Source organism: Arthrobacter sp. B0316-1-20 (assembly GCF_059091865.1).
Genome location: NZ_JBNHHC010000010.1, coordinates 22,636 through 40,355, shown reverse-complemented (window position 1 = coordinate 40,355; position 17,720 = coordinate 22,636). Strand labels below are relative to the sequence as shown.

Genomic DNA, 17,720 nt, shown 5'->3' with positions numbered 1-17,720 from the left:
GGTCGCCGATGGCGGTGATCACCGTCACCCCGGTCGGATAGTGGCCGAGCACCTCCCGGATCCGCTGGCCGTCCACCGCGTCCACCGGCTCAGTCATCGAGGTGCTCCTGCAACGTGCGTCCCCGGTACTCTTTCCGGAACAGACCCCGGTCCTGGAGCCGTGGCACGACCTCCTCGACGAAGTCGCGCAACCCGACGGGCATGTCCGCCGGGAGGATCACGAAGCCGTCCGCGGCGCCTGACACGAACCAGTCCTCCATCTCGTCCGCCAGCCGGTCCGCGGTGCCCACGAACGACCTGTGGCCGATGCTGAGCCCGATGCGCTGCACCATCTGCCGGAGGGTCAGACCCTCGCCGAGGGCGGTGCGGATGAACAGCGCCGGACGTGACACGCTGGCGTGGGCAGGAAGCTGCGGCCTGATGTCCGGGAAGGGCCCGTCGAGGTCGTATCCGGTGAGGTCGACGCCACCGAACGACTGCTGCAAGAACTGCAGCGTCGCCTGCTCGCTCAGGTGGGACCCGAGGTTGCCGGCGAGGTCCCGCGCCTCTGCCTCGGTGCGCCCAATGATGGGCGTCAGTCCGGGCAGCACCGACACCTCCTCCGGTCGCCTGCCGAAGCCGGCCGCGCGTCGCTTGACATCTGCCACGAATTGGCGCGACTGCCCCGGGTCGAACTGAGTGGTGAAGATCAGGTTCGCGACCCGCGCGCCGAGGCTCATCCCCGGGCCGGACGAGCCCGCCTGGGCCAGGGGAAGGCGGCCTTGGGGAGAACGTGGGATGGTCAGCGGCCCCTGTACGTGGAAGTGCTGGCCGTGGTGGTCGATGGGACGGATGTGGTCCGCGTGTGCATACAGTCCCGAGGCCCGGTCGGCCACCACGGCGTCCTCCCCCCACGCCTGCCACAGGGCCGTCACGACGTCGACGAACTCCTCGGCCCGGCCGTACCGGTCCCCGTGGTCGGGCAGGTCGGCCGCCCCATAGTTCGCCGCAGCGGCACTAATCGCGGTCGTGACCACGTTCCACCCCGCTCGCCCCTGGCTCAGGTGGTCCAGCGTCGCGAACTGCCGGGCCACCGTGAAGGGGTCGTTGTACGTCGTGGAGCTGGTGCCGATCAGCCCGATCCGGGAGGTGCCCGCCGCGAGCGCCGAGAGCATCGCCACGGGATCCGGACGGGTGGTGGCGTCGACCGTGATGGAGGGGGTCAGGTTGAGTGCGTCGGCGATGAAGAAGGCGTCGAGCTTGCCGGCCTCCGCGAGCTGGGCCAGCTCCGCCCAGTAGTCCAGCGAGTGGAGCCGCTCGGGCTGGGTGCGGGGAGAGCGCCAGACCGACTGCGCCACTCCAGTGCCCTGCGCGAACAGAGCCAGCTTCATCTGCTTCCCAGGTCGCCTGATGATAGTTTTCCCTTCAGAGTTTTCGCACCTAGCACTTGCTAGGCTGCTTGAGTCAGCACGAGTGGTCAACCGTGGAGATGGGTCGGAACGATGAGAACGGTGCGCGCCCCGAGATCGCGCGCCGCCCCTGTCGTCGGCGTCAGGCTTCGGAGCCGAAGTAGGCCGCCTGCAGATCGTCGTGGGTGATGGCCGCTGCCGGGCCGGACAGCATGGTGCGTCCCATCTCGACGACGGTGACCTCGTCGGCGATCGCGACGGAGTCCTGCACCGCCTGCTCGACGAGCAGGATGCCCATTCCGGTCTCCTTCAGCGCGTGCACGCGCTCCATGACCTCCTTGACGATGACCGGGGCAAGCCCCTGACTCGGTTCATCGAGGATGAGCAGCTGCGGCCTGGCCATGAGTGCCTGGCCGATCGCGAGCATCTGCTGCTGCCCGCCCGACATGCTTGCCGCCGGCAGCGCGCGCTTCTCGGCGAGGATCGGGAACAGTTCGTAGATCTCCTGAACGGGGCCGGCGAGGGCGCGCTTGCTCTTCTTCGTCGAGTAACCGCCGAGCAGCAGGTTCTGCTCCACAGTCAGTTCGTGGAACACGCGCTTGCCCTCCTGCACGTACGACATGCCGGATGCCACGCGGCGATGCACCGGCGCATCCGTGAGCTCCTCGCCGAGATACCGAACCTCCCCGCCGGTGGTGCGGTTGAGGCCCATAATGGCACGAAGCGTCGTGGTCTTCCCGGCACCATTGCGGCCGAGCAGCACGGTAATTTCGCCACGGCGCACGGTGAGCGAGACGTCACGGACCACCTTCAGCTCGCCATAGCCGGTTTGCAGTTTACGTACCTCGAGCAGGACCCTCTCACTCATTGCCGCCTCCACTGTGAATCACGTCGTGTTCGGGCGTGACGCCCAGGTACTCCTCCATCACGCGCGGGTTATGTTCAATTTCCTCCGAGGTGCCATGCGCGATCACCTTTCCGTGGGCGAGCACGTAGATCTCGTCGGCTAGCCGAAGTACGAGCTGGAAGTTGTGCTCGACGAGGACGACCGTGAGCCCGGCATCGCGCAGGCGCAGGATCAGGCTCGCGAGCACCTCGAGCTCGTCTTCGTCGAGGCCCGATGCAACCTCGTCGAGCAGGAGGACCTTCGGAGAACCGACGAGGCTCCGTGCCACCTCGAGGAGTCGCCGGTTGCCGAGGGGCAGCGAGTCGGCGGCGACATGCCGCTGCGCGCTCAGCCCGACGAGGGCGAGGGCGCGCTCGGCCTCGGCACGGTCGGCTCGGCTCGAGCGCCGGTGGCTCGGCAGGCGAAGCACCGCGGCCAGCACCGACGTGCGGGCGCGGGCATACCTGCCGGCCTCGACCGCCTCGAGCACGGTGAGCTTCTCGGGCACGTTCGGGGTCTGGAAGGTGCGCGAGACCCCGGCCCGGGCCACGCGGTACGCGCTCAGGCCGTGGATCGGCTCCCCGTCGATGGTGAGCGAACCCGCATCGGTGCGATAGAAGCCCGAGATCATGTTAAGCAGCGTCGTCTTGCCAGAGCCGTTCGGGCCGATGATCGCCGTCACCGCCCGCGGTTTGGCCGCTACGCTGACGTCGGTCAATGCCTTGTTTCCACCGAACGCCTTCGAGACTCCCTCTGTTCGGAGGAAGGCACCGTCGACGGGCTCGATGACGGCATCGGTTGCAGGCTTCTCCGTGTATTCGGTCCGCGCGCGCGCTGCTGCGTCGAGACGACGCAGCAGCCCGGTGGCAAGCGACGCGAGCCCACCTGAGAAGAGGACGCCGCCGACAAGGAGAAATACACCCGTGATGATGAGGCCGTACTCCTGAAAATTCGTCGCCTGGTTCATCCCGAACTGGAGCACCGCCGCGCCGATAAGCGCGCCGTAGATGCTCGCTGAGCCGCCGAAGATCGACGCAGCGAGGACGGTCATCGCGAAGGAGAACGCGAAGGCCTCAGGCGAGATAAACAGGTCGAGGTTGGCGAACAGGACACCCGCGACGCCGGCCGGGAGCGCGCCGAACGCATATGCCGTCAGCTTCGCCCGGAAGACCGAGATCCCCATCGACGAGGCGAGTACCGGGCTCTGCTTGAGCACTCGCAATGCCGTGCCGTGCCGAGAGACGATGAGGTTCCGCATGGCCGCGAACCAGAGGATCGCGACGACGACGAGGATGACGTAGTACATGCCGCCGTCGATCGGCTCGCCGAACATCGTCGGCGGCGCGATGCCGGCCAGGCCGTTGCGGCCACCTGTCGCCTCCTTGAAGATCGACAGCACGTCGGGCACCAGCAGGATGAGGAAGAACGAGGTCATCGCGAGCGACCAACTGCCGAGCCTCAGGCCGGGGATGCCCGAGAGTAGGCCGACCAGGAGTGCGGCAAGGGCGCCGGCGAGCAGCTGGAGCCACAACTCGGTGTACCCCGCCTTGCTCACGAGCCCGGCCGTGTAGGCACCCGCCGCATACATAGCGACCTGTCCCATCGCGAGCTCGCCCGCGTACCCGAGCGAGAGGTTCATGCCCGAGACGATCAGCGCGAGCAAAAGGGTCAGCTCGACCTGCCGCGTGGCTGCGTAGCCGAGCCCGAGGAACGGCAGAACCAGGATAACGATGCCGATGAGGAGCGGCCAGATCCAACCGGGCACCGCCCGGAACTTGAGCCATAATGCGGCCATTGTCACACCACCCGTTCCTTGCGACGGGTGAAGAGCCCCGTCGGCTTGACCATAAGGATCACGATAAGGATGACGAACACGCTGAGGTTCGCGACGTCGGCACCGATGTACCGGCTGGCGAGCGCCTCGGTGAGGCCGACGATGAGCCCGCCGACCAGTACGCCCCACAGCGATCCGAAGCCGCCGATGGCGAGCACCACGAAGCCCTTGATGGCGAGCGCGGCACCGAGTGTAGCGACGGCGTATGTCTTGGGCCCGACGAACACGCCGAGCAGGCCGGCCAGGACGCCGGTAAAGACGAACGCCCAGAAGGCGAGGCGCCGAACGCTCACGCCGCGCAGCTGGGCCGCTTCGCGGTCCTCGCTCATGCCCATGAGGGCGATGCCGGTGAGGCTCCGCTTCGCGAACTGGGTGAGTGCCACGACGAGCAGCACGACGAGGACGATGAGGGCGATCTCGACCGGGTACACCCGGCCGCCAAACACGTCGATGACGCCGTCACCGAGGAGGAATGGCACACGGTGCGGCTCGCCACCCCAGATGAGCTGGGCGACACCCTCGATGATGATCGATGCGCCGAGGGTGGTAACCAGCACGTTATGCATGTCCTTCACAGGACGAATGGCGACGCGTTCCTCGAGCGCGGCGACACCGCCGACCACGATGGCGGCGATAAAGGCCACGAGCCACCAGGGCAGGTCCGCCACCGCGATGCCTACGTACGCGATGAACGCGCCGAACATCATGAGCGCCGCTTGGGCGAAGTTGAACGTCTTCTGCGATAAGAAAACGATGTTGTATCCGATGGCCACCAGCGCGTACACCGCGCCGAGGGCCAGACCGGACCAGATGATCGTCATGGGTCCTGTGTCCTTTTGTCAGGTCGTGTCAGGTGCTGCGGCGGCCCCGGATGCCGCAACCGGCATCCAGGGGCCACCTGCATTTTGGGATTACTGGTACTGCCCGTTGACCAGCGGGCCCGGCGTAATGAAGAGGAAGTCCTCGGGCGCCACATGCGGCGTGTGCGAGTCCTGGGTGAAGCGGTAGGTGGAGAGGATCGTCGTGTCGGCCGCCTTCTGCACTTCAGGGTCGAGCAGTGCATCAGCGATCGCGGCTGCGTCGAGCGAGCCGGTCTTCTCGGCCGCCGCGCGCAAGAGCAGCATGGCGTCGTAGTTGTAGGCGAGGATGAGCGAGGACTCGATCGGTCCGGTCTTGGCCATCAGCTCCACCGCCGCTTTGACCTTCTCGTCGGCCGGGTCGTACTTGGTGCTCGTGTACACCTGCATGGTGAGGTTCTTGACCTGGTCGGTGCCGAGCACCCCCGTCGGAGGCTTGGTGGCGATGAGGCCCGTTGCCGAGACCGAGGTGTTGCCCATAATCGGCACGTCCCAGCCGAGCTTCTCGATGCCCTGCAGCACGTAGCCGAGCGGGGCGCCGTAGGCGTCGAGGACGAGCACGTCGGGGTCGGACTGTTGCAGCGCCTCGAGCTGCGGGGTCATGTCGAGGGCCGCGTTGTCGAAGCCCTGCATTCCCGTGACCTCGAGCCCGGCACCAGTGAACGCCTTGTCCGTGAGCTGGCCGAAGAGCTCTCCGTATGCGCTCGAGCCGTGCAGGATCGCGACCTTCTTGACCTTGCGGGCCTTGAGCTCGGCGACGAACGAGCCGATGTAGTCGGGCACTGCTGCGGAGACGTCGAAGTTGTAGGGGTTCGTCGACGGATCGCCCGAGGTCGGGGTTGGGCCGATGTTGAAGGAGAGGACCTTGTTCTGCGTGAGGACCGGCAGCATCGCATCGGCGACCGTAGAGGGGCCGGAGTTCATCACGACATCGGGCTTGTCGCTCGCCAGGAGCTCGCGCAGCTTGGTGATGGCCACCGTGGGATCGCCCGTGTCGTCGATGACCTCGATCTCGACCTTACGGTCGAGGATACCGCCGAGTTCGTTGACGGCCGCGACCGACGCCTGTGCCGCCGTCACCGACGTGGCAGCATTGTTAGCGAGGATGCCTTCTGCGCCGAGCGCGCCGAAGACGACCGCCTTTATAGGACCTTCGTCGTCGGCCAGTGCATTGCCGTCGTTGCCCCCGCCGGCGCATCCGGCGAGGACGAGGGCAGTGGCGGCCGCCGCTGCCAATGCTGCTGTGACCTTGGTGCGGTGCATAGTCGACCTTTCTCGTCGTTGAGAGCTACCAAACGCTTGCTTGCTTAGTCAAGCACGCATCAGCATAGCTCACAATACCAACCATGCATTTGCTTGGTAACGGCTGCGCATCGATGTTATGGTGCCGCGCATGACCTTCGCAGAGCACGCACAGGACTTCCGTGCTGCGGGAACAGCGCCTCGGCCTGGGCGATCCTTCGCGCAACTTCCATGACGATTAGTCATACTATGAATTGCAATTCACCACCCGAAACGCGGAGGTAATGTGGGCGACAACAGATCGGCGGAGGAGCTGGGGCTTCCCCCTACGAGCTGGGCAGTGCTCGGCATCCTTTCGTTCGAGAGCGAGCTGTCAGGGTACGAGATCAAGCGATGGGCCGATCAGAGCCTAGCCTTCTTCTACTGGGCGCCATCTCAGAGCCAGATCTATGCTGAGCTACGTCGCCTCGAGTCGCTCGGGCTGGCACGCTCGCGCGTGGAGCAGACGCACGAGACGAAGAGCCGACGCCTCTACGTGATCACCGATTCGGGTCGCGCCCGCATGCGGGAGTGGGTCGACGATCTGCCTCCTGAGCCGGTGGTGCTAAAGCATTCGCACATCCTGCGGCTCTGGGCGGCGCACAATGGTGACCTCGACCGTCTGCGCGCGGCCCTGCTGGAGTACCGAGGCGCGGCCCTGCAGATGGCGGAGCGCGCCGAAGGGCACGCCGTCGGGGCATCAGGTGACCCGGAGTGGCGCTACTCGGCGGTCGCCCTGAAGTGGTCTGAACGGTTCTACCGAGACGAAGCCGCCCGGATCGACTGGCTTATCGAGACGTTGGAGGGCGAGCGATGACCGTCGCGGCCCTCCGCGAAGGGCTCGCGGTGATCACTGGTGCCGCGGCCGGAATTGGCGAGGGGCTCGCTCGACAAGCGGCGAGCCGGGGAATGTCCGTGGTAGTCGCCGACGTCGACGAGGAAGGGGCCGAGCGCGTCGCCGCATCCTTGCGGAGTGCCGGAACGCGCTCCTGGGCAGAGCGCACCGACGTTCGCGACCCCGATCAGATGGACGAACTCGCAGAGCGGTGCAGCCCGCGCGGACCGGTGAGGCTGCTCGTAAACAACGCCGGTATCGAGCAGTTTGGCTATCTCTGGGACACTCCGACCCGCAACTGGGGCCGTGTTCTCGATGTCAACGTCAGCGGCGTCTTCCACGGCGTTCGCTCGTTCGTGCCGGGAATGATCGCGGCGGGAGTGCCCGCACATGTCTGGAACCTCTCCTCGATCGGCGCGATGACGTCGATCGCCCGTCAAGCGCCGTACCTCATGAGCAAGCACGCGGTGCTCGGCCTGACCGAAGCCCTGAAGCTCGATCTTGACGAGGTCGGCGCGCCGATCCACGTGGCCGCGGTGCTGCCGTCGGCCGTGGCCTCTCGGATCTTCGACTCGGCCGGCTCAGTGGATGAGGGCGGCGACGCGTCGGCGGCGGAAGCAGCGCGACGTGAGATGCTCGCGATCGTGCCGCGAGCGATGAGCCCGGCCGATGCGGCGAGGGAGATCTTCGCGCAGGCCGAGCAGGGGGAGTTCTACCTCCTGCCGCAGCCGGAGTACGTGGCCGAGGTCATGCGTCGACGCGCGGAGCAGCTCGTGCAGCGTGCGGCGCCGCGACATGTCACTGCCGAGCGGCGCTGACGTCACCAGTCACTCAGAGATGCTCGGACGCACCTGGCCGGCGGCCTAGGCGACGTGAAGCCCGGTTCCCCGGGGCGTCGTATGCTGCTCGCCCCTTGACCTCCTCTATCCGAGATGGCATATTTCTAATCGAACTACTTCTAATAGGCATATCAACTCGGCGCGAGGGAGATCGAATGGATGACACCGAACGGATGCTGGAACTGCTCAACGCATCGTTCCCCGACATCGCCTCGATGCAGCCGCTCGCCGCCAGGGCCGCGGTCGACTCGCGCGTGCGCCCGGCTGACAACCTCGGCGATGTCGCCCACACCGAGGACCAGGCCATTGCGACCGAGGTGGGCGAGCTGGCGGTGCGCATGTACCACCCGCATAACCCCGATCCGGCGGCGCCCACCGTGGTCTTCGCGCACGGCGGCGGGTTCCTGCACGGCTCGATTGCGAGCCACGACGGATTCTGCCGCCAGTGGGCTCGAGGCACCGGCAGCGTCATCGTTTCGATCGAGTACCGGCTGGCGCCGGAGCATCCGGCCCCGGCAGCCGTCGATGACGTGATCGCTGCGGTCGACTGGATACAGTCGGGCGGCGCCGACTCCGGCATCGTGCTCGCCGGCGACAGCTCGGGCGCGAACCTCGCGGCGGGCGCGGCAATCGCGCTGCGGGACCGCGGCGACTCGCCGCTCGTCGGGCAGGTGCTCATCTATCCGTTCCTCGATCCCACGATGTCCTCCGAGTCGCACCGCGCCCGCTCCCAGGGTTTCTTCGTCACCGCACGGTCGCTGCAGTACTACTGGGAGACCTACCTCGGCGGGCCCGTCGACGAGGTCGATCCCGACTGGCGCATCGCACCCGCGACCGCATCAAGCCACGCCGGGCTGCCGCCCGCGATCGTCGTCACCGCCGGGCTCGACCCTCTGTGCGACGAAGGCCGCGACTACGCACGACTGCTGCGCCGAGCCGGTGTGCCCGCGCTGCACCGCCACCACCCCGAGCAGTTCCACGGTTTCCTCACGATCGCCGGCTATGGCCCCGCCGAGGCGGGTCGCGAGCTGCTGTGGTCGGACTTCACCACCGAGTTCGTCCAGGAAGGATGATCATGAACCTACCCCAACACGACCTGATCGTCATCGGCGCCGGCTTCGCCGGCCTGTACACGGTCATCCACGCCGAACGCATGGGTCTCTCAGTGCTAGGCCTCGAGGCCGGCGGTGGCGTCGGCGGCACCTGGTACTGGAACCGCTACCCCGGCGCCCGCTGCGACGTCGAGAGCATCGACTACTCGTTCTCATTCGACACCGAGCTCCAGCACGAGTGGCGATGGAGCGAGCGCTACGCCACGCAGCCCGAGATCCTGCGCTACCTCGAGCACGTCGCCGACCGCTACGACGTTCGCCGGCACTACCGGTTCAACGAGCGCGTGACCTCCGCCGATTGGGACGAGACGGCGCAGCGGTGGACGGTCCGCGCGTCGGGCGAGCTCGCCACGACCGCCAGGTGGGTCGTGATGGCGACCGGCAGCCTCTCGGCGCCGCACCTTCCCGATCTGCCGGGACGTGACGAGTTCGCCGGCGAGGTGTTCATGACGGCGGCCTGGCCGAAGGACGAGCCTGACTTCACCGGCAAGCGGGTCGCCGTGATCGGCACGGGCTCCAGCGGCGTCCAGTCGATCCCGCTCATCGCGAAGAGCGCGGCCGAGGTCGTCGTCTACCAGCGCACGGCAAGTTACAGCGTGCCCGCGTTCAACCGCTCGCTCGACGATGACGAGTGGGCCCGCGAGCTGGAGCAGCTCGCGCAGCGACGGGACCTGTCGTGGAACGGCCTGGCCGGATCCCCGTGGACGAGTCATCCGGTGCCCTTTGAAGACGTCGACGAAGCCGACCGCGACGCGGTCTTCGAGGAGGCCTGGCAGCGCGGCGGAGTGTTGTTCGCGAAGGCGTTCCAGCGGCAGACCGCGGATCCGGTCATCAACGACGCCGCCCGGGCGTTCTTCGAGCGCAAGCTCGCCGCCATCGTCGAGGACCCGCAGACGCTCGCGGACCTCACTCCCGGCGACCACCCGATCGGCACGAAGCGCATCTGCACGGACTCGGGCTACTACGAGACGTTCAACTTGCCGCACGTGCACCTCGTGAACCTGCGACGCGATCCGATCCTCAGGCTCACGCCGACGGGCATCACCACGGAGTCGGGTGCGCGCGAACACGACGCCGTGATCTTTGCGACGGGGTTTGACGCCATGACGGGCGCGCTCACGTCGATCGACATCCGGGGTCGCGACGGGCGCCTGCTGCGCGACGAGTGGCGTGACGGCCCGGTCACGCTCCTGGGTCTAGGCATGCCGGGCTTCCCGAACCTGCTGTCGCTGAACGGCCCGGGATGCCCCAGCGTGCTGTCGAACATGGCGCTCGGCGCCGAGCAGCAGGGCGACTACGCGCTGCGCCTGATCGCGTACTGCGACGAGCACGGATTCACTTCCGCCGAGGCGCGGGCGGATGCGGCGAAGGCGTGGACGGACCATAACGCCGAGCTGGCTGGCAACACCCTGTTCGGCGCAGCGAACTCCTGGTACACCGGCGCGAACATCGAGGGCAAGGCGCGCGGCTTCCTGCCGTACATCGGCGGGTTCCGTCCGTACATCGAGAAGAGCGAAGAGATCGCGGCGGCCGGCTACCGAGGGTTCGTGCTGAGCGAGAGGTGAGGACCCTTGGCACGGTGTACCCGACATGCACTGGATGAGTAAGTCCCAGTTGCCTTGAGGACCGAGTAGGAGGGCAGGGTTTTCCGGCCCTCCTCTCACGGCACCGTACGTGCGGGCCTCGCCCCCGGCGGTTCGTCAGGTTGTCCTCTAGTGGTGCCGTGAAGGAACACCTGATACTCGTTGGGCAGCGCCCGGGGCAGATGGGCGATTTCGCGATCCGCCATTAGCCCTGCTGGTCATGCCCCATTGCCAGGCCGGGCCCGGCCTGATCCCGAGCTTGGGCAGGGTGGCCGTGTGGGCACGCAGTTTCTTCTGCTCTTCCGCCGCCGGAACCACTCCCCAGCTGCGCGAATACATTCGGTGTGTGTCGCCAGCGGCCGATCTTCGACTTCTCCATTTACCTTCAGTGTCATGGCCCCTTCCAGCACTTTCGTGTACTGGTCCAGCACCTGTCCGGCTGCCCGTTTGCTCCTGACGAAGACCCTGATGTCGTGCGCATACCGGACGAACCGGTGGCCGCGTTTCCACATCGGCGGTCGAAGTCATCGAGCATGATGTTGCTCAGCAGCGGAGAGCGGCGATCCCTGAGGGCGTGCCCTCCTCCGGTCGGCTGTGTCACACCGTCGACCATGATCCGCCTCAAGGTACCGGCGGATCAGGCCAAACAGCGGGCTGTCCTTCACTTTCTGCACAACCCGGGCCATCAGCGCACAGCCGGCTGGATCAGCTAGGAATCAACCACTTTCTCCTCCAGAGGGCTTCCACGTCCAAGCGAATGCCCATGCCGGGCGTTCACCCAACGGGCAAGACCGCCGATTTGGCTGTATCGCCCATCCTTGCCGAGTGTGGGTGCCGGCTCAGAGGCGCTCGATGATCGTGACGTTGGCCTGGCCCCCGCCCTCACACATCACCTGCAGGCCGAATCGTCCTTTCCTGCGCTCAAGCTCGTTGAGCATGGTAGCCATGACGCGCGTGCCCGTCGCGCCGATCGGGTGGCCCAGTGAGATGCCGCCACCATTGACATTGATCTTGTCCCGGTCGACGTTGAGCTCGTGTGCCCACGCGAGCACCACGGAGGCGAATGCCTCATTGCATTCAAAGAGGTCAATGTCGCCAACGCTCATGTCTGCACGCTCAAGCGCATGCCGGGTTGCACGGATCGGCCCGGTCAGCATCCAGACCGGGTCGTCGGCCCGCACTGATATATGGTGGATCCTTGCGCGCGGCGTCAGGGAGTGAGCGGTCAGGGCGCTCTCCGAGGCGATCAGCAGGGCACTGGCCGCGTCACTGATCTGCGAGGCGGTGGCGGCAGTGACACGGCCACCCTCGGTCAGAGTATCCAGTGTCGCCATCTTCGCCAGCGACGTCTCACGGCGTACGGTTTCATCGTAGGTCAGCCCGGCGATCGGAACCATCTCGCGGGCGAAACGTCCCTCATCCGCGGCTGCGATCGCCCGGCGGTGGCTCTCCAGGGCGAACTCCTCCATACTCTCGCGCGAAATGTTCCACTTCTCGGCGATCCTCTCTGCCGAGCGGAACTGGGAGACCTCCTGGTCGCCGTAGCGGTCCCGCCAACCGGGCGACTCCGCGAATGGGGTCGTGAACCCGTAGTGTTCACCCACGGCCATCGCCGAGGAGATCGGGATGGCGGACATGTTCTGCACCCCACCGGCGACAATCAGGTCGGCAGTGCCTGACATGACCCCTTGGGCAGCGAAATGCACTGCCTGCTGGCTGGACCCGCACTGCCTGTCTATTGTGACGCCCGGCACATGATCGGGCATTCCGGCGACCAACCACGCGGTGCGCGCAATGTCGCCGGCCTGCGACCCGAGTGTGTCGGTGCATCCGAAGATGACGTCGTCAACGGCTCCAGGGTCGATTCCGGTGCGTTCAACTAACGACGCGATCACGTGGGCGCCGAGGTCCGCGGAGTGGATGCCGGCGAGCGAGCCGCCCCGGCGTCCGACGGGGGTGCGCACTGCGTCGACGATATATGCGGTGGTCATGGCGATATTCCTCTCAGGCCTGCTGGCTGCTTACTGACACGACTTCACCCGTCATGTATGACGAGTAGTCGCTGGCGAGAAACACCATGACGTTGGCGATCTCCCATGGCTCGGCTGCTCGTCCGAATGCCTCCCTCGAGGTGAGCACCTCGAGTAATTCGTCGGAAGTTACCTTGGCGAGGAAGGGGTGCATGGCCAGGCTCGGCGACACAGCATTGACCCGGATCCCGTGCGGGGCGACATCGAGGGCAACCGACCGGGTGAGCGCCATGACGCCGGCCTTCGCGGCCGCGTAATGGGCCTGCCCTTCCTGAGCGCGCCATCCGATGACCGAGGCGTTGTTGATGATGACGCCCTTCGTCTCGTTTTTGACCATGCGGCGTGTTGCCGCACGCACACTGCGGAAGGTTCCCGTCAGGGTGACGTCGAGAACCTTTCCCCACTGATCGTCGGTCATCTCCAGGATGGAGACCGTGCCGCCCAGGCCCGCGTTGTTGATCATGACATCGACTCCGCCCGCCTCCTCGGCCACGTCGAGCAGCGCCTCCACCTGCTCCTCTACGGTGACGTCGCACAATGCCCAGCGCACGCGGTCGGAACCGAAGTCCGTGCCGAGTTCGGCGGCGAATGCCTCAAGCCTTCCTGCGTGTGTGTCGCCGAGTACCACGAGGGCTGCGCCTTCTTCGAGGCAGCGGCGTGCCGCAGCAGCGCCGATGCCGGCACCCGCGGCAGCTGTGACGACGACACGGCGCCCCTGGAGCAGCCCGTGGGCGGGAACATAGTGGGGAACGGGTTGGGCGATGCGCTGGGGAATCATGAGCGTGCTTCCTTGGGAAGTCCGAGCATGCGCTCGGCGATGACATTGCGTTGGATTTCGTCCGAACCGCCGTACAGGGTGTCCGCACGGCTGAACAGGAAGAGGGATTGCAGCTCGTCGAGCCGATAGGGCGCCTCCGCGACGGTGAGACCGCCCGCGCCGGCGACGGCCATCGCGAGTTCGCCGAGCGAGCGGTGCCACGGTGCCCAGAGCAGTTTGGTGATCGAAGCCTCGATACCCTGCTCGCCGCTCAGTGTTCTGAGCCCGTGCAGGCGGAGCATCTCGAGCCCCATGTGCGCCGAGACGATCTTTTCCTGAATGATCGGGTCGGCGATGGCGCCGTTGCTGCGGGCAAGTTCGACGACGAGCTGCAGCTCGCGCTGGAAGGCGATCTGCTGAGCCAGCGTCGAGACCCCTCGTTCGAAGCCGAGGGTGCCCATCGCGACTGACCAGCCAGAACCGGTTTCGCCGACCACCAGGTCTGCCTCCGTGACGGCACCGTCGAAGAAGACCTCGTTGAACTCCGAGGTTCCCGTCAGCTGCAGAATCGGTCGGATCTGAACGCCGGACTGGCGCATGGGAACGAGCAAATAGGAGAGGCCGTCATGCCTGCGCGGCCCAGAGCCCGTGCGTGCCAGCACGAAGCACCAGTCCGCAGTGTGGGCCAACGATGTCCAGACCTTTTGCCCGTCGATCACCCACTCCCCGCCGTCGAGTCTGGCCTTGGTCGCTACCGCGGACAAATCGGAGCCCGCTCCGGGCTCGGAGTAGCCCTGGCACCAGAGTTCTTCCACCGCCAGGATGCGCGGAAGGAAGCGGGCCTGCTGCTCCGGAGTTCCGAAGGCCATCAGCGTCGGGCCCAGCAATTCCTCACCGAGGTGGTTGACCCTGGCCGGGGCGTCCGCTCTGGCATACTCCTCGTGGAAAATCACCTGCTGCTGCAGACTCAACCCCCGCCCGCCGTACTCAAGGGGCCAACTGACACAGCTCCAGCCGTGCGCGGCAAGATGGCGATTCCATTCGAGTCGCTCCTCGAACGCCTCATGTTCGCGGCCGGATCCGCCGAGGCCGCGCAGCTGCGCGAACTTACCGACGAGATTTGATTCCAGCCACTCTCGGATCTCCTGACGAAACTCGTCGTCCTCCACTGAATAGGTCAGATCCACGAAATACCTTTCGTCGCCCACTGCCATTGGTCATAAAGTCGAGCATCGCTTATGCTAGCAAACAAGCAATTGCTTGGTAGACATTACAGGTGATTGCGTCTCATGCGGCGGTTTATCCAGAGAGGGGCAACGATGGCATACGACGATTCCGAAGGGGTTGTGACATACGAGGTGCGCGGATCTGTCGCGATCGTGCGGCTGAACCGACCTGAGTACCGCAACGCCCAGAACTCGAAGATGACTTACGCACTGGATGCCGCGTTCACCGCGGCTGTGCACGATGACGCGGTCAAGGTGATCGTCCTCGCCGGCAACGGTAAACACTTCTCAGCCGGACACGACATCGGCACCCCGGGGCGGGACATCGACCAGAGCTTCGAGCGCAAGGCGGTGATCTGGTGGGACCATGTCGGAGCGGCAGGCGTTGACTCCCGCTTCGCCAGAGAATCCGAGGTGTACCTTGGCATGTGCCGGCGCTGGCGCGAGATCCCCAAGCCAATGATTGCCATGGTGCAGGGCGCGTGCATCGCCGGTGGGCTGATGCTGGCCTGGTCCTGCGACTTCATCGTCGCCAGTGACGACGCCTTCTTCGCCGACCCTGTCGTGCGCATGGGCATCCCGGGCGTCGAGTACTTCGCCCACCCCTGGGTCATGAACCCGCGTGCCGCCAAGGAATTTCTCTTCACGGGCGACCGCTTCTCGGCCCAGCGCGCTCACAACTTGGGCATGGTGAACCACGTCGTGCCGGGCGAGGAATTGGAAAGCAGCGTAATGGCCATGGCCGAACGCATCAGCGCCATGCCGCGCCTTGGGCTCGCCCTCGCCAAGAAGGCAGTGAACCAGTCGGAAGACCTGCAGGGTCTGCGCGCCGGCATGGACTCAGTCTTCGGGCTGCACCACGCGGCGCACTCACACAACGCAGAGGTCGGCGTCGATTCGCTCGCCGGGATGGGAGTCAAGAGCATGCGCGACTCGGCGGCCACGGCATGAACCTCAATCTGACGGACGAACAGCTCGCGTTCGCCGCCGAGGCGCGCGCCTGGTTGGCGGCCCACGTGCCGTCGACGCCGCTCCCGTCGATGGATACCGCGGAGGGTTTCATCGCTCACCGCGAGTGGGAGGCCGAGCTGGCTAGCGGCCGTTGGTCGGCCGTTGCCTGGCCTGAGGAGTTCGGCGGTCGTAGTGCCGGGCTCGTCGAGTGGGTGCTCTTCGAGGAAGAGTACTACCGCTCGGGTGCACCGACGAGAGTCGCCCAGAACGGCATCTCCCTGCTGGCGCCCATTCTGTTCGAGCACGGCACAGACGCGCAGCGCGCTCGCTACCTCCGTGCGATGACCGACGGCTCCCTGATCTGGGCGCAGGCTTGGTCGGAACCGGGTGCCGGCAGCGATCTCGCAGCGATCCGCAGCACCGCCCGCCGCGACGACGAGCGGGGCGGCTGGCTGCTGAGCGGCCAGAAGACGTGGAGCTCGCGAGCTGTGTGGGCCGATCGCGGGTTCGGGCTGTTCCGCAGCGATCCGGCCGCCGAACGCCACCGCGGCCTGACCTACTTCCTCTTCCCTCTGGACGCCCCGGGCCTCAGCGTGCGCCCGATAACCCAGCTCGATGGCTCAACTGGCTTCGCTGAACTGTTCTTCGACGACTTGTTCGTCCCCGACGAGGATGTGCTCGGAGCACCGGGCGACGGATGGCGCGTGGCCATGAGCACGGCCGGGAACGAGCGCGGGCTCTCGCTGCGCTCCCCCGGCCGGTTCTGCGCCGCAGCGGAGCGCCTCATCGAGCTCTGGCACACCCAGCAGCACGAGGATCCGTTTGCGCAAGATGCTGTCGTGGACGCGTGGATCAGGTCCGAGGCCTACCGACTCTACACCTGGGGAACCGTAAGCACGCTGCAGGACGGCGGCGACATCGGCGCAGAGGGCAGCGTGAACAAAGTGTTCTGGTCGGAACTCGACATTGCGCTGCACGAAACAGCGCTGACCCTGCTTGGGCCTGTCGCCGAACTGCGCGGAGCAGCGGCTGTGGCCGACGGCCGCTGGGTGGATGATTATCTCTTCTCCATAGCCGGGCCCATCTACGCGGGCACCAACGAAATCCAGCGCAACATCATTGCAGAACGCATACTTGGCCTCCCCCGCGGTGGCGACGGCAGGAGAGTGTCATGAAATTCGTGACGAGTGAAGAACAGCATGCGCTGGCCGAGGCCATCGACGAGATCATCGAGAGTGCAGGAGAAACGACGATCGCGCGGGATTGGGCAGACCGCAACATGGCCTCCGGCCACGCGCTGTGGGCCCGACTGGCCGAGCTTGGCCTGCTCGGCCTGTGCGTCGAGGAGACGGATGGCGGCATGGGCGGCACGGCCGCCGACCTCATCGTCGCCTTCGAACGTCTGGGCTACCACGCCGTTCCCGGCCCTTACATCGAATCGGCGGCGCTGCTGCCCGACCTGGTTGACTCCGCGGTGCGCGGCGGCATCGTTGACGGCTCGATCATCGCCACCGCGGCGGTGCCCGGTCTCGTTCCCTACGCGCTCGACGCCGCAGCGAGCAGCCACAGTTTCGTCGTCGACGTGGACTCCATCTCGAGCGCGACGCCCGGCCCCGGTATCACCTCGATCGACAGGGTCCGCACACTCAGTGCGCTCACCGCCAACGGCGAGGCCACCCGGCTAGATCCCGCCGTGGTGGCGTTGGCCATCGACAGGGCGACGCTGGCGTGTGCAGCGATGCTGCTCGGCGCCGGCGAGCGCCTGCTGGTCGAGGCCGTCTCGTATGCGAAGCTCCGTGAGCAGTTCGGCCGCCCGATCGGCGAGTACCAGGCGCTCAAGCACCAGCTCGCGGATGTACGGATCGCGCTCACCTTCGCGCGCCCGCTGATTGGCGCCGCTGCGGTGGAGCTTGGCAGCCCCGTGGGCGCACGAAGCGTCTCGGCGGCCAAGGTCGCTGTCGGCGATGCGGCGAACCTTGCCGCAAGGGTTGCGCTGCAGGTCCACGGGGCGATCGGCTACACGGTGGAACACGACCTTGGCCTCTGGATCACCCGAGTGCAGGCCCTGCTCGGCGCTTGGGGGACTCCCCGTTACCACCGCTCCCGCATCGCGGCCTTCATTCTCTCCCCCACACACTGAG

15 protein-coding genes are annotated in these 17,720 nt (G+C 66.4%); 7 read left to right on the top strand and 8 right to left on the bottom strand.

Going from position 1 to position 17,720, the window contains the following annotated elements; translation table 11 throughout:
- Positions 1 to 89: 89 nt before the first annotated feature.
- The 5 genes from AC5RW2_RS17475 to AC5RW2_RS17455 form a co-directional block, all read right to left on the bottom strand.
- Positions 90 to 1,370, bottom strand: a complete 1,281-nt coding sequence (locus AC5RW2_RS17475) for an LLM class flavin-dependent oxidoreductase (RefSeq protein WP_493962755.1) — start codon at positions 1,368 to 1,370, stop codon at positions 90 to 92.
- A gap of 160 nt (positions 1,371 to 1,530) precedes the next feature.
- Positions 1,531 to 2,256 carry an ABC transporter ATP-binding protein gene (locus AC5RW2_RS17470; RefSeq protein ID WP_493962756.1) on the bottom strand — a complete coding sequence of 242 codons (726 nt, stop codon included), beginning with the start codon at positions 2,254 to 2,256 and terminating at the stop codon, positions 1,531 to 1,533.
- Entirely contained in the window at positions 2,249 to 4,069 is a 1,821-nt protein-coding gene (locus AC5RW2_RS17465) for a branched-chain amino acid ABC transporter ATP-binding protein/permease (protein ID WP_493962815.1), read from the bottom strand. The genes AC5RW2_RS17470 and AC5RW2_RS17465 overlap by 8 nt, the downstream gene beginning before the upstream one ends.
- 2 nt (positions 4,070 to 4,071) lie before the next feature.
- A complete protein-coding gene (locus AC5RW2_RS17460) occupies positions 4,072 to 4,929 on the bottom strand; it encodes a branched-chain amino acid ABC transporter permease (RefSeq protein ID WP_493962757.1) in 858 nt (285 codons plus the stop codon).
- 90 nt (positions 4,930 to 5,019) lie between these two features.
- Positions 5,020 to 6,228 carry an ABC transporter substrate-binding protein gene (locus AC5RW2_RS17455; RefSeq protein ID WP_493962758.1) on the bottom strand — a complete coding sequence of 403 codons (1,209 nt, stop codon included), beginning with the start codon at positions 6,226 to 6,228 and terminating at the stop codon, positions 5,020 to 5,022.
- Positions 6,229 to 6,547: 319 nt separating this feature from the next.
- On the opposite strand from AC5RW2_RS17455, the gene AC5RW2_RS17450 reads away from it, so the two are divergent.
- The 4 genes from AC5RW2_RS17450 to AC5RW2_RS17435 all read left to right on the top strand — a co-directional run bounded on the left by AC5RW2_RS17450 (position 6,548) and on the right by AC5RW2_RS17435 (position 10,597).
- Positions 6,548 to 7,063, top strand: coding sequence for a PadR family transcriptional regulator (locus AC5RW2_RS17450; RefSeq protein WP_493962759.1), 516 nt, complete (start codon positions 6,548 to 6,550; stop codon positions 7,061 to 7,063).
- Positions 7,060 to 7,899 (top strand): SDR family NAD(P)-dependent oxidoreductase, encoded by an 840-nt coding sequence (locus AC5RW2_RS17445; RefSeq protein ID WP_493962760.1) that lies wholly within the window; start codon positions 7,060 to 7,062, stop codon positions 7,897 to 7,899. The genes AC5RW2_RS17450 and AC5RW2_RS17445 overlap by 4 nt, the downstream gene beginning before the upstream one ends.
- A 176-nt stretch (positions 7,900 to 8,075) precedes the next feature.
- On the top strand, positions 8,076 to 8,993 hold the full coding sequence (locus AC5RW2_RS17440; RefSeq protein ID WP_493962761.1) for an alpha/beta hydrolase: 918 nt from the start codon (positions 8,076 to 8,078) through the stop codon (positions 8,991 to 8,993).
- A gap of 2 nt (positions 8,994 to 8,995) precedes the next feature.
- Positions 8,996 to 10,597 (top strand): flavin-containing monooxygenase, encoded by a 1,602-nt coding sequence (locus AC5RW2_RS17435; protein ID WP_493962762.1) that lies wholly within the window; start codon positions 8,996 to 8,998, stop codon positions 10,595 to 10,597.
- 857 nt (positions 10,598 to 11,454) lie between these two features.
- Here the strand turns inward: AC5RW2_RS17435 and AC5RW2_RS17430 are convergent.
- From AC5RW2_RS17430 to AC5RW2_RS17420, 3 genes are read right to left on the bottom strand one after another with little or no spacing between them, the layout of a single operon-like run.
- Positions 11,455 to 12,606 (bottom strand): acetyl-CoA C-acetyltransferase, encoded by a 1,152-nt coding sequence (locus AC5RW2_RS17430; RefSeq protein WP_493962763.1) that lies wholly within the window; start codon positions 12,604 to 12,606, stop codon positions 11,455 to 11,457.
- 13 nt (positions 12,607 to 12,619) lie between these two features.
- Complete coding sequence (locus AC5RW2_RS17425; RefSeq protein WP_493962764.1) at positions 12,620 to 13,423, bottom strand: SDR family oxidoreductase; 804 nt, start codon at positions 13,421 to 13,423, stop codon at positions 12,620 to 12,622.
- Positions 13,420 to 14,571 carry an acyl-CoA dehydrogenase family protein gene (locus AC5RW2_RS17420; protein WP_493962765.1) on the bottom strand — a complete coding sequence of 384 codons (1,152 nt, stop codon included), beginning with the start codon at positions 14,569 to 14,571 and terminating at the stop codon, positions 13,420 to 13,422. Before AC5RW2_RS17420 ends, AC5RW2_RS17425 begins: the two co-directional genes overlap by 4 nt.
- 150 nt (positions 14,572 to 14,721) lie before the next feature.
- Between AC5RW2_RS17420 and AC5RW2_RS17415 the strand changes: the two genes are divergently transcribed.
- From AC5RW2_RS17415 to AC5RW2_RS17405, 3 genes are read left to right on the top strand one after another with little or no spacing between them, the layout of a single operon-like run.
- Positions 14,722 to 15,579: an enoyl-CoA hydratase gene (locus AC5RW2_RS17415; protein WP_493962766.1), complete on the top strand. Its 858-nt coding sequence runs from the start codon at positions 14,722 to 14,724 to the stop codon at positions 15,577 to 15,579.
- Positions 15,576 to 16,754 (top strand): acyl-CoA dehydrogenase family protein, encoded by a 1,179-nt coding sequence (locus AC5RW2_RS17410; RefSeq protein ID WP_493962767.1) that lies wholly within the window; start codon positions 15,576 to 15,578, stop codon positions 16,752 to 16,754. Before AC5RW2_RS17415 ends, AC5RW2_RS17410 begins: the two co-directional genes overlap by 4 nt.
- On the top strand, positions 16,751 to 17,719 hold the full coding sequence (locus tag AC5RW2_RS17405) for an acyl-CoA dehydrogenase family protein (protein ID WP_493962768.1): 969 nt from the start codon (positions 16,751 to 16,753) through the stop codon (positions 17,717 to 17,719). Before AC5RW2_RS17410 ends, AC5RW2_RS17405 begins: the two co-directional genes overlap by 4 nt.
- The last annotated feature ends 1 nt before the right edge of the window (position 17,720 follow it).